Origin of the sequence: Marinobacterium weihaiense, assembly GCF_019061305.1 — a bacterium.
GTDB classification, from domain to species: Bacteria; Pseudomonadota; Gammaproteobacteria; order Pseudomonadales; family Balneatricaceae; genus Marinobacterium; species Marinobacterium weihaiense.
The window spans coordinates 169,466-182,418 of sequence record NZ_JAHQZT010000007.1 but is presented as its reverse complement, the minus strand read 5'-3'; the positions used below and the strand labels follow the sequence as shown (position 1 = coordinate 182,418).

Annotated in this window: 10 protein-coding genes; 9 read left to right on the top strand and 1 reads right to left on the bottom strand. The window is 54.7% G+C overall.

Going from position 1 to position 12,953, the window contains the following annotated elements:
- Positions 1-373 precede the first annotated feature (373 nt).
- On the bottom strand, positions 374-1,321 hold the full coding sequence (locus tag KTN04_RS07615; protein ID WP_217334617.1) for an IS30 family transposase: 948 nt from the start codon (positions 1,319-1,321) through the stop codon (positions 374-376).
- Between the two features lie 371 nt (positions 1,322-1,692).
- On the opposite strand from KTN04_RS07615, the gene hsdR reads away from it, so the two are divergent.
- The 9 genes from hsdR (at position 1,693) to KTN04_RS07570 (ending at position 12,072) form a co-directional block, all read left to right on the top strand.
- On the top strand, positions 1,693-4,125 hold the full coding sequence (gene hsdR / locus KTN04_RS07610) for an EcoAI/FtnUII family type I restriction enzme subunit R (RefSeq protein WP_217334616.1): 2,433 nt from the start codon (positions 1,693-1,695) through the stop codon (positions 4,123-4,125).
- Between the two features lie 52 nt (positions 4,126-4,177).
- Positions 4,178-5,668: a type I restriction-modification system subunit M gene (locus tag KTN04_RS07605; RefSeq protein ID WP_217334615.1), complete on the top strand. Its 1,491-nt coding sequence runs from the start codon at positions 4,178-4,180 to the stop codon at positions 5,666-5,668.
- Positions 5,665-7,476 carry a restriction endonuclease subunit S gene (locus KTN04_RS07600; RefSeq protein WP_217334614.1) on the top strand — a complete coding sequence of 604 codons (1,812 nt, stop codon included), beginning with the start codon at positions 5,665-5,667 and terminating at the stop codon, positions 7,474-7,476. The genes KTN04_RS07605 and KTN04_RS07600 overlap by 4 nt, the downstream gene beginning before the upstream one ends.
- A complete protein-coding gene (locus tag KTN04_RS07595; protein WP_217334613.1) occupies positions 7,476-8,444 on the top strand; it encodes an Abi family protein in 969 nt (322 codons plus the stop codon). The genes KTN04_RS07600 and KTN04_RS07595 overlap by 1 nt, the downstream gene beginning before the upstream one ends.
- A gap of 233 nt (positions 8,445-8,677) precedes the next feature.
- Positions 8,678-9,661 (top strand): restriction endonuclease, encoded by a 984-nt coding sequence (locus tag KTN04_RS07590; RefSeq protein ID WP_217334612.1) that lies wholly within the window; start codon positions 8,678-8,680, stop codon positions 9,659-9,661.
- 10 nt (positions 9,662-9,671) lie between these two features.
- Positions 9,672-10,028 carry a hypothetical protein gene (locus KTN04_RS07585; RefSeq protein ID WP_217334611.1) on the top strand — a complete coding sequence of 119 codons (357 nt, stop codon included), beginning with the start codon at positions 9,672-9,674 and terminating at the stop codon, positions 10,026-10,028.
- Between the two features lie 22 nt (positions 10,029-10,050).
- Positions 10,051-11,061 (top strand): restriction endonuclease, encoded by a 1,011-nt coding sequence (locus KTN04_RS07580; RefSeq protein WP_217334610.1) that lies wholly within the window; start codon positions 10,051-10,053, stop codon positions 11,059-11,061.
- A 69-nt stretch (positions 11,062-11,130) separates the two neighbouring features.
- On the top strand, positions 11,131-11,754 hold the full coding sequence (locus KTN04_RS07575; protein ID WP_217334609.1) for a hypothetical protein: 624 nt from the start codon (positions 11,131-11,133) through the stop codon (positions 11,752-11,754).
- Positions 11,755-11,928: 174 nt separating this feature from the next.
- Positions 11,929-12,072 (top strand): hypothetical protein, encoded by a 144-nt coding sequence (locus tag KTN04_RS07570; RefSeq protein ID WP_217334608.1) that lies wholly within the window; start codon positions 11,929-11,931, stop codon positions 12,070-12,072.
- Positions 12,073-12,953 lie beyond the last annotated feature (881 nt).

Below are 12,953 nucleotides of genomic sequence, written 5' to 3'. Positions count from 1 at the left end.
TCCAAACCACCCATCATGGCGATGAAGGAGTGGCATAAAACCCATCCGGAACTTTTTAAAAAGCGACCTTATAATCATGCGGGACTTGACAGATAAGCAGTCGCTGCAACCTCTCGATATCAGCTATCAGCATCTGCTTAAGAGTGCCGGAATCGGTGCCAGTGAAGCAGCCATTTCTCCGGACAACTTCCGGACAACTTCCGGACAACTTCCGGACATTACCCGGACAACTCCCGGACAAAGTTTCCGGACAAGGAAATGCTGAAACCCGCATGTTTACTTGCTCTACAGGCCGATTTGGGTACGGGTCAAAACCAGTACGGTAAACGGTTAACAGGTAGTCGCGAATTCAACTCCGAAGTGCGACACCCGCCTATGCAGCCTGAAGGTATTCTTGGAACACCACTTCTGGCTGCCTGAATCCGAGGCATTTACGCGGCCTCAGGTTTAACCTCTTCTCTGCCCACCGTACATCTTCATCCGTAATCAGCCTCAGATCCGTACCCTTCGGGATGAACTGCCGCAGCAGCCCGTTGCAGTTCTCGTTCAGTCCGCGTTCCCATGAGGAGTACGGGTGAGCAAAGTAGAACTCCGCCCCCAGCGCTTCCGCTATGGCCTTGTGTTCGACGAACTCGCTGCCGTTGTCCGCCGTGATTGTATGTACATGGTCGGCATAGGGCATGAGCATATCGATGATCGCATCCCGCACATCCGTAGCCCGCCTGGCGTCGACCCTGCGGACCAGATACAGGCGACTCTTGCGCTCCGCCAGCGTGACCAACGCACCGCTACCATGCCTGCCCAGAACGGTATCAACCTCCCAGTCGCCAAAGCGCTCCCGTGTGTCCACGATGGCCGGACGATCGTCGATCGAAATCGGCTCCGGGATGACCGCACGCTTGCTGTTACTGCCCTTGCGGTACCGTTTGTGTCCCTGGCGTAATGTCTTGTAGAGCTTGCCGCCACGGGTCTTGTCGGCAGCGACATGACGGTATATCCACTCATGACTCACCGGCAGACCAATGAGCTTGCCGATACCACTGATCTGTTCCGGACTCCAGTGCCAGGACAACGTCAGTTCCACATACATGACGGTCTGCTCCGGTACTCTGTATTTGCGTGCCATGACTCGACGTGAGCGGCTTCTGGCATGTGCCTCCTCGGGCTTATACACCCCGTCATGACTGTTACGCTTCATCTCCCGGTAGACTGTGGAACGATGAACTTCAACTACAGTAGCGATCGCTGCCGGCGAATATCCCTGCGTAAGGAGAGCCGATATCTGGTATCGTTTCCCCTCGGTCAACTGCTGATAACTCATGGCGATACTTACTTTGACTTTGGCGAGCTGAAGCGTACCACCTTCGGCAGTTGGCCACCTCTCGCCGTTCAACCATGAGTGTCGCACTTATTATCTGAAGTCCCAGTGCGGTTATACGGCAAGCTCCTATGCCCAATGAAGCAGATGAATGGCTGAGTGATTACGACGCAGCATCAAACTCATAGCAGGAGGTCACAACACCCGGTCAATGATCAACACTGACTCACTGGCCGGGCGTTCCATTCATGCTATCTTTTACAAACCCTCACAGCACCGCTTCCACTTCAGAATCCGTCCCCATTGAGCTACCCTAAGCCCTGGTGAGAAGCCTATTGATCAGGCCGTCAGCAACAGGATGCGGGATATTCAACATGGACAAGAAGACGCTCACGGAACGGGACATTTGCACCAAGTTCATTAACCCCGCACTGGAGCAGGCAGGCTGGGACTTACAGGCCCAGGTCAGGGAAGAAGTTTCCTTCACCGCTGGCCGCATCATCGTGCGCGGTCGCCTTCATACCCGTGGCAAACGCCGCCGTGCCGATTACGTCCTTAGTTACAGGAAAAACATCCCCATCGCCATCATCGAGGCCAAGGACAACAACCATAGCCTTGGCGACGGTATGCAACAGGCGCTGGCCTATAGTGATGCGCTGGATGCGCCCTTCGTATTCAGCAGCAACGGCGACGGCTTCCTGTTTCATGACCGCACCGGCCTGTTCGGCAAAACCGAGTCCACACTCGGCCTGAATGAATTCCCCTCGCCTGACACCCTCTGGGACCTTTACTGCCGGTACAAGGGCATCAGCGAGTCGGCAGCCCGGCAAACCGTCGAACAGCCCTACTACGATGACGGCAGCGGCCGCTCGCCCCGTTACTATCAGACAGTAGCGATCAACCGCACCATCGAGGCCGTAGCGCGTGGGCAGAATCGCATCCTGCTGGTAATGGCCACCGGCACAGGTAAGACCTTTACCGCCTTTCAGATCATCTGGCGGCTGTGGAAGTCGAAAAAGAAGAAGCGCATCCTGTTCCTGGCCGACCGTAACATCCTGGTCGATCAGACCAAGAACAACGACTTCAAACCCTTCGGTCAGGCGATGACCAAGGTCAGCAACCGCACCGTCGATCCGTCCTATGAGATCTACCTGTCGCTGTATCAGGCCGTGACCGGCAGCGAGGAAGAACAGAATATTTACAAGCAGTTCTCACCCGACTTCTTCGATCTGGTCGTGATTGACGAGTGCCACCGTGGCAGTGCCGCTGTGGATTCCGCTTGGCGCCAGATTCTCGATTACTTCTCGGCCGCCACCCATATCGGCTTGACCGCCACACCGAAGGAAACCAAAGAAGTCTCCAACATCGACTACTTCGGTGAGCCGGTCTACACCTACTCGCTCAAACAGGGCATTGAAGACGGCTTCCTCGCCCCGTACAAGGTGGTTCGCGTCGATCTGGACCGTGACCTTCAGGGCTGGCGCCCCAGCAAGGGCCAGACCGACAAAAACGGCGAATTGATCGAAGATCGCATCTACAACCAGAAGGACTTTGATCGCAATCTGGTGCTGGAAAAGCGCACCGAGGTCGTGGCGCGTAAGATCACCGAGTTCATGACGCAGACCGATCCCTACCAGAAAACCATCGTGTTCTGCGAAGACATCGACCATGCCGAGCGGATGCGCCAGGCGCTGGTCAACCTGAACCCGCAGCGGGTACAGGAAAACCGCAAGTACATCATGCGCATCACCGGTGACGAGCAGGAAGGCAAGGCCGAGCTGGACAACTTCATCAACCCGGAGGAACGCTACCCGGTGATCGCCACCACCAGCAAGCTGATGACCACCGGCGTCGATGCCCAGACCTGTAAGCTGATCGTGCTGGACCAGCGCATCCAGTCCATGACCGAGTTCAAACAGATCATCGGCCGTGGCACCCGCATCAACGATGATTACAACAAGCACTGGTTCACCATTATCGACTTCAAGAAGGCCACCGAGCTGTTCGCCGACCCGGATTTCGATGGCGATCCGGTCAAGGTCTACGTGCCCAAGGGTGATGACCCGATCAACCCGGACGATGAACAGGCCCCAGAAGATGAACAGCCGGATGACATGCTGGGTGAAGACAATGGCGCCTATGAGTTCGACCCCGAAGAGGAGTGGGTCTCGGATGATCAACCGACCACCGGTTGGGATGAAAATACCCTTGAAGACCCACCCCCCAAGCGCATCAAATACGTGGTCGGCAATGTCGAAGTGCGCGTGATCGCCGAGCGTGTGCAATACCTGGGGCCGGACGGCAAGCTCATTACCGAGAGCCTGAAGGATTTTACCCGCCAGCAGGTAAAAGAAAGGTACGCCACCCTCAGCGACTTCCTGCGCCGCTGGAATGAAGCTGATCGCAAGCAGGTGATCATCGACGAACTGGCCGAACAGGGCGTGATCTGGGACGACCTGATCAAAGAGGTCAGCAAGAAACTGGGTGCCGAGCCCGATCCTTTCGATGTGATCTGCCATATCGTCTATGATCAGCCGCCGCTGAGCCGCAAGGAGCGGGCCGATCAGGTGCGCAAGCACAACTACTTCAGCAAGTACGAAGGCGCCAGCAAACAGGTGCTGGACGCCCTGCTGGACAAGTACACCGATGCCGGTATCGAACCCATCGAAGATGTGAAAGTCCTCACCCTGGCACCCTTCAGCCAGATCGGTGCGCCGATGGAGCTGTTGCAAGCCTTTGGCGGCAAGCCCGGCTACACCCAGGCCGTAAAGCAGCTGGAAGATGAGCTCTACCAGCAGACTTCGTAAGCCGAACCAAACCCTTTATCTCTTTTTCTGAACACCCGGGAACAGACACCTTATGTCGATCAACACCACCATCAAATCCATTCAGGACATCATGCGCAAGGACGTGGGCGTAGACGGTGACGCCCAGCGTATCGGCCAGCTAGTCTGGATGCTGTTTCTGAAGATTTTTGATGACCGCGAGCTGGAATGGGAGATGTTCAACGATGACTATCGCTCCCCTATTCCCTCTCACCTGCGCTGGCGCAACTGGGCCGCCGATCCTGAAGGCATGACCGGCGACGAGCTGAAGGACTTCGTGGACAATACCCTGTTCCCAGGGCTGCAAAATCTGCAACCAACCGGTGACGACTACCGTGGCGTGGTGATCCGCAACGTGTTCGAGGATGCCTACAACTACATGAAGTCCGGCCAGCTGATGCGCCAGGTGATCAACAAATTGCAGGACGGCATCGACTTCAACAAATCCGCCGAGCGTCATGCGTTGGGCGATATGTACGAACAGATCCTCAAAGACCTGCAAAACGCCGGTAACGCCGGTGAGTTCTATACGCCCCGTGCGGTGACCGAGTTCATGGTCAACCGGGTGGACCCCAAGCTGGATGAAAAAGTGATGGACCCGGCCTGCGGCACCGGCGGCTTCCTGACCTGCGCCATCGAGCACAAGCGCCAGCATTACGTCAGCACCCCGCAGGACGAGCAGACGCTCCAGCGTACCATTCACGGCGTTGAGAAAAAGCCGCTGCCGCACCTGCTGGCCACCACCAACATGATTTTGCACGGCATCGAAGTGCCGGATCAGATCAAGCACGACAACACCCTGGGCCGCCCGTTGATCAGCTGGGGGCCGAAAGAGCGTGTCGATGTGATCGTCGCCAACCCGCCCTTCGGTGGCATGGAAGAGGACGGCATCGAAACCAACTTCCCGGCCGCCTTCCGTACCCGTGAAACCGCCGATCTGTTCATGACCCTGTTCATCCACCTGCTGCGTGACGGAGGCCGTGCCGCCGTGGTGCTGCCGGATGGCTTCCTGTTTGGCGAAGGCATGAAGACCCGCCTCAAGGAAAAGCTGCTGGACGAGTGCAACCTTCACACCATCGTGCGCCTGCCCAACGGCGTGTTTAACCCCTACACCGGTATCAAGACCAACCTGCTGTTCTTCACCAAGGGCAAGCCCACGGATGCCGTGTGGTACTACGAACACCCTTACCCGGAAGGCTACAAGAGCTACAGCAAGACCAAGCCGATGCGCTTTGCCGAGTTCCAGACCGAGATCGACTGGTGGGGCGATGAGTCCGACGGCTTCGCCGGCCGCGTTGAAAACGAGCAGGCGTGGAAGGTCTCCATCGACGAGATCAAGGCCCGTAACTACAACCTGGACATCAAGAACCCGCACCAGGGCGAGCAGGTCAACCACGACCCGGATAAGCTGCTGGCGCAATACGAGCAGCAGCAGGCCGAGATTCAGGAGATCCGCCACCAGCTGCGCGATATCCTCGCCGATGCGCTCGCGCACAATACCGATACCGATGGAGGTGCGGCGTGAGTGCGCAGGAGCGATTACAAGCGACCGCCAGGGATGGCGGAAGTGTCGATGTAGCAGGAGCACTCATCGACCATCTGGACCTGTGGACCGGGGCGATCACCAAGAAGTCCAGCAGTGGCCGTGGTAGCAACGGCAAGATTGAACTGACAGGGATTAAGAAGCTGCGGGAGTTGATTCTGGAGTTGGCGGTACGAGGAAAGCTTGTCGAGCAGAACCCAACTGATGAGCCTGCCTGCTTGCTACTCAAGCAAATTGCTGCTGAGAAGAAACAGTTAACCAAAGAAGGAAAACTCAAGAAGCAAAAGAAGCTTTCTCTTATCAGTGATGAGGAAACTCCGTTTAATCTACCTAATGGATGGGCGTGGGCAAGGCTTGGAGCGCTCGGCTGGATTACTTCTAGTAGTAGGGTCCATCAGAAAGACTGGGTGAACGACGGAGTTCCATTCTTTCGTGCCCGGGAGATAGTTCAGCTCTCAAAACTTGGGCATGTGAACAACGAGTTGTTTATCTCTGAAAAGCTTTTTGGAGAGCTCACTGATGGCGGTACTACCCCATCAAAGAACGACATTATGCTGACCGGTGTTGGAACAATTGGGGTTCCATATTTGGTAAAAGCAAGTGATCGCTTTTACTTCAAAGATGCAAGCGTCTTAATTTTCAAGAACATCAGCCAAATATATCCAGACTACTTACTACGTTTCTTTAAAAGCCCATCGTGGATAAATGCCATTCATGACGGAAGCATGGGCACTACCGTACACACCCTGACAATAGCTAGGGCAAATGAAGTGTTAGTTCCACTTGCCCCTTTGGCTGAACAACACCGCATCGTCCAAAAAGTCGATGAACTTATGGCGCTCTGCGACCGGCTGGAGCAGCAAACCAGCGACCAGCTCGAAGCCCACGAAACCCTCGTGGACACCCTGCTCGGCACCCTCACCCAGTCCGAGAATGCCGCCGAGTTGGCCGACAGCTGGGCTCGCCTCGCCGCCCACTTCGACACCCTGTTCACGACCGAACAGAGCGTCGACAAGCTCAAGCAGACCATACTGCAACTGGCGGTGATGGGGCGACTGGTGGAGCAGGATGCGGAGGATGAGCCTGTCTCAGATTTACTTAACCGTATCGAGAAAGAAAAAGCTGAATTCATACGGAGTGGAAAGCTGAAGAGTAAGAAAGCACCAGCCCCCGTTAACGATGAAGAAAAGCCATATTCTCTGCCCGCAAACTGGACATGGGTTCGCTTGGGCAGAATCGCAGAAACGCACACTGGATTTGCCTTCAAGAGTAGAGAATACACTACTGAGGGAACATTTGTTCTTCGGGTAACAAACATCAATCAAGACGGAACCATCGATACCAGCGATGCGAAATACATTTCCCAAGTGGCAGCTGAAACCACCTACAGTAAATTTCAGCTCAAAGATAATGACATTTTACTTGTTATGGTCGGGGGTAGCTTAGGGAAAATAGGTGTTGTTGACTCTCAGGTGCTTCCCGCGGTTCTGAACCAGAACATGTGGAAATTCCAGCTATTTGGGTCTACGTCGCGAGATTATTTTGTTTATGGGCTCAAGCATATAAACGAAAACCAGGTTGTCGTTACAAGCTCTACACATGGTCATCTGTCCCAGAGTTCATACCTATCAAAGCTGTTCCCTCTTCCACCCTTGGAAGAACAGCAGCGCATCGTCCAAAAAGTCGATGAACTGATGGCCCTATGCGACCAGCTCAAGGAACGTCTGAACCAGGCCAGCGAAACCCGCTGTCAGCTGGCCGAGGCGGTCGTGGAAGGAGCGCTAAGCTAATGGCATACAGCAGGCCATGGAAGTCCTTCCCCGAGCAATTGGAGCTGCTCAAATCTCGGGGCATGGTGGTCACCGACGAGGCCGCTGCCCTGGATTATCTTCAGCGAGTGGGCTACTACCGCCTCAGCGCCTACTGGTATCCGTTTCGCACGTTCGAAGTGGTACAGGATAGCAAAACCGAAAAACTGTCGACCAGGGCAATGGATGAGTTTCACCCGGGCACTCAGCTGGTTGATGCTGTGCGCCTGTATCTATTCGACAAACAGCTCCGGCTACACGCAATGGATGCTTTGGAGCGTATCGAGGTTGCGCTTCGTGTCGATATTGCCCACCTGATGGGTGAACGCTCTGTATTCGCGCATCTCGACCAGAGCCAACTTCATCCATCGTTCATTCGCAAAAAACTCAGGAATGGCCAGACGCGCTTTGAACAGTGGCAGGACAAATGCCTGAATCTACAACGCCGTTCCAAGGAAGACTTCGTTAAGCACTACCGTGCCAAACATGGTGAATCTTTCCCGATCTGGGTTGCCGTGGAGACCTGGGACTTCGGTGCAGTCTCCCAATTCTTCTCTATGATGAAGGTGAAAGATCAGCTCGCCCTATCCAACCACTATGGTGTTAACGACTGGAACACCTTCCAGACCTGGCTGCGTTCGCTGAACTATCTGCGCAATCTGTGTGCGCACCATAGTCGTCTTTGGAACCGCAACGTAGCCGATCAGCCCAGCTTGGCAGGCACGGACACTATCGCATGGTGCCGCAGCTTTATCGGTAAAGAGGATCTAATCGCCAAGCCATTCCTGCTGCTGGCCATTTGTCGTCACATGGTCAAGATTATTTGCCCGGATACCAAATGGCATACACGATTGGCAGACCATATGCTGTCATTTCCCGCTCAACACTCGTCAAGAAGGCTATCCGTGATGGATATGGGAGTACCGGAAGGCTGGGATAGTTGGTGGTGAGGTAACAGAGGAAATAAGAACCCCCGCGTAGGTTCCTGTCGGAGCCAAGAGGCGGGGGCCGTGTTAACGAGAATAATAGGCCGACCGCACCGCTTTTGCAACCGCCCGGAAGCTCACTCTGGGTAAAGGATGAATAAAAAACCTCAACAGCTTCACCACAAAGCGGATCCACCGATCGGGGCCGTGTTGCCAACAATGATAGTCATGAACACCCTGAACGCAAGGAGCACAACATGGAAAACGCCAAGATCTACCTCGTCCGCAGTCCCGCCAAGCTGATTGCCGACAACCTGGCCGGTTATGGCTGGCCACAGGTTAATTTTTCTGAGGCCGAAGATACCAAGGGACTCATGGCGCTGTTCGCCGAGAAAGGGATTAACCCTGGCCGCCACCGCAATCAGATCAAACGCTTCTTCTCGATCAAGTCAGGCGATATTGTGGTTGTCCCGCTTCACCGTGCGGTAGCGTTCGGAATCGCTACAGGCAAGCGATCTTATGCCACGGGCATCGGCTACGGTGAGAACCGTACCGGCGTCGAATACCTGCGTCATGACGATGGTTCTGTTATTCGAGTACCGCGCACAGAGCTGCCGGAAGCACTGTCCACACGCCTGCGGATTCGTATGTCGGTCGTATCCTTGGACGAATTCAAGGACGACATCACCCGCATCATCGAGCAGATCAAGAGTACCGGCGGCACCAGTTTCAACTCCCATATTCAAGAACTGGAAGCTGAAGCACAGATCAACGTGCGCCAGCAGCTGCTGGATAACATCCGTAATGGCAAAACCAACCTTGCCAGCGGCGGCATCGGCCTTGAAAAGCTGGTTACCGAGCTTTTGCATACGGAGGGTTATGCCGCCAAGGTGCTGGCCAAAACAGCCTTTGAAGGAAAAGCGGATGCCGATATAGAAGCCTTTCGTGAAGACCGCTTTTCATCGAGCAAGCTGCTGATTCAAGTAAAGCACTATAACGGTGATACCGGGTACCACGCTCTGCGCCAGCTCCAACATCTTGAGGCTGACGCCGATGTTCAGAAGTGGCTCATCACCACCGGGGATGTTCAGCCCGCACTAGTAGACGAAGCCGGTGGCGAAGGCATTGAAGTTATGGATGGCGAGCGTTTTGTTGAGTGGATCGTGGAGCGGGCAAACCAACTTTCGCCAGCCACCCTCAACCAACTTGGCCTGTCAGTCGCACCTTCACTGTTGATCTGAACACAACCACATGGAGCTTGGGATGAATTACGACAATACCTTCGATCAAACCCGACTGAATCAATTGGCCAGCCAGCACCTTGGCAACTCCGAATTGGTCGGAAGGGTTCTGTTTTTTGCCAGCCCGGATGATAACCGGCTGGATCTTGCGACCTGGCAATTCGAAAGCGATGAAGATCATGAAGCCATCACCGGCTCCGACTTCAAATTTGAAATGATGGAACTGCTGGATATTCTGCTGGCGTATCGTGCCCAACATGATCAAGCCAACGCCAGCCAGGGCGTGATCAATCTCAATGGTCCAAGACTCTCAATCGAATGGCTGCCAAAGCATGAAGTCGAGGCTATGCGCCATAACAGCAATTGAATACCAGGGAGATACAACGAGCATGAAAAACGGCTGGATGATTCGTGCCGGTAACGGCGGCTGCTACTTCGACGACTTCAAGGATGCCGAGTGCGTCGGTATAGGCTGGGGCAACCTGGGCGACCTGAACCAGTACGCCAATCAGGATGCGCTGCGCAGTGCCTACATACAGCACTTTGGCAACGCCAAACCGGGCCGCACCGCCAATGCCATCGCCATGATCCGCAAGTTCCGTGACGATATCCGGCCCGACGACCTGATCATCACCTACAGCCAGGAACACCGCGAATATCTGGTAGGCGAAGCCATCGGCCAGTATGAGTACCGTAGCGAGGCTGAGCAGGTAGGCGAGTTCCAGCATATCCGCAAGGTGAAGTGGCTTGGGCGCATCTCACGCGACCAGTTCACGCAATCGACCCGCAACAGCCTTGGGTCTGTCTTGACCGTGTTCTCACTGTCGGATGCGGTCATCAGCGAGGTACAGGACCGCCTGGCCGGGAAACCTGTTGAACCGCCCTCCTCTACTGACGATGCGCCAGCACCGGAAGCTGAACTCGAACTGCTGCGCGAAGATGTGGTGTCACGCGGCCACGAGCTGATCAAGGACAAGATCCAAAGCCTGGCGCCCGATGAGATGGAAGACCTCACGGCCGCCCTGCTACGCGCAATGGGCTACCAGACCCGTGTTTCAGCCAGAGGCCCCGATCGTGGCGTGGATGTATTGGCATCACCGGACGGACTGGGTTTGACGCAGCCGCGTATCAAAGCAGAAGTGAAACACCGCAGTGGCAGTATGGGATCAAACCCGATCCGTAGCTTTATCGGCGCTCTGCGCGAAGGTGACCAGGGTTTGTTTGTCAGCACCGGCGGCTTCACCCGTGAAGCTCGCTATGAAGCGGAGCGGGCCAGCATCCCGGTGACCCTGATCGACATCGACCTGCTGGCCGATCTGGTGGTGGCCAACTATGAGCGGTTCGATATCGAAGGACAGCGGTTGCTGCCGCTGGTGAAGGTGTATTGGCCTGCGGAGTAAGTTCTTCGCACTGGATTGTGTACGTCAGCAGGTCATACGGAACAGATCACAAAACTAAAGGGATTTATCATGCTCATTATTGAACAAGTTGCTGATACGCGCCTTGGCCAGTTACAAGCCGGTGACAAACTTCTGCGCTACAACGACTTTGAGTTGCCAGATGAGCAAGCACTTAATCATGCTATTTGGCGCTCGCAAGTGGATAAAGAGGCTACCGCAACGTTGTACCTGGCCCGTCACGACCAACAACTTGAGGTCAAAATACCCACTGGTCGTCTAGAACTGAACTTTAAGCAACCCCTTCAAGATGACTTTGCAGTAAATGCGGAGGCTGAACCAGCTTCAACACCAAACGAATCTACAGCCATAGATGCTGCAGCGCCCCTCAAGGCCGAACGCTCAAGTTCAAGCCATGTACCACCAGCAGAAGAGCATTACAAAACCGCAAGAACTGTATGTGCCTTTATCAGTTTCTTTGGCTGGATACCTGTTGTGCTTGGCTTGATTGTAATTGTTATAAGCTTCAGTAATAGCGCTGGCCTGATGGGTATTTTACTTGCGTCTAGCCCTATCGTAGTCGGTCTTCTGATGGTCATGTTCGCCCAGGTTGCCATTGCTATCTTGGATATTGCAGACAACTCAAGAGAAACTCGCAAGATGACAGCTTTGTTACTTCAGGGGAAAGAGCAATAGTAGCTTGGCTTCATTGCTCGGCGCTCTGCATTCTTCATACATGGCCAACTAGAACTGAGGGTTCTTGGAAATAGACTATGTTCCAAGGCCCCTTTCCCAAACAGACGGAACCGGGAAGCATCCATCATGGCACCACCCAACAGGACGCCACAGAAAAGCCTCTGGCAGCGATTCATGGCAAAGCTGAAGCCCAGCAGCCAGAACACCAACAACGACGCACAGGAGCCAGAATCGACCACTCTGCCGGTCATGGATACATTCGACCCTGACACCTGCCGCATGATGGAGATTCGGTACACCCGCAAGGATGACGACTGAATAGCCAGTGCTGGCGCTTTGCTACCTTACAAAACCTGACATCATGGGCACTGAACTACCTGTCAAAACCTGTGGTGGCTGGCGCTTGATTACTTCAGAAAACTTCAGGTGGCAGCTGGTGAAGACACGCCCCGGAACCTGATAAAACCTGAAATGGCAGAGCGGAATCACACCAGATAGAAAGTCCCCAAACGGGGAGTAAAGAATCCCCAAACGGGGACTATTGAACAGGGTATCCAGCACCACAGGCAACAAGTACAAGCACACACCGACACCAGCCCGCCCCTTCCGATAGAAGCCCGAAATCGGGCCGTGACCGTCACGAAGTTAGAAGCGGGAAATCCCGCTACTAACTACCCGAAAGCCTGGGTAGTTTTCGGACCGCTTGCCCGTGACCGATACCGGAATCCCGGCAACACTCCAGCCAACACGCTGATCAACACGCCAGAGGCCGAGTGGTCACAAGGCCAAGGGCGAAACAGCAACACACCTTCCAACACACCAGCAACACACCTACCGACACGCAAAACGACACGCTGAAGACCAAGTGTTTACCGGGCCGGGAGTGAAACTGTGACACACCTATCGACACACCTATTGCCCTGCCACCACTGCTGGTTATTCAGCAATGCCCATACCCCACTGGGGGCTTGGAATACCAACTTCCTCAGATTGAGGACGTTACCGATATTTCGGGAGCGGTCCGGCATAGATTTGAAATCCGAACGGGCTTCCCCAGATTTGGGGATACCCGGAGCCAGCGCCGATATTGCGCCAGCTTTCAGGGTTGCCCTTACTACTGTGAAGGGTGCCTGATTACCCAATTCCGGGTAGAGAAATACCCGATACTGGGTAAAAGCCACCAGTGATGGAAACGATCC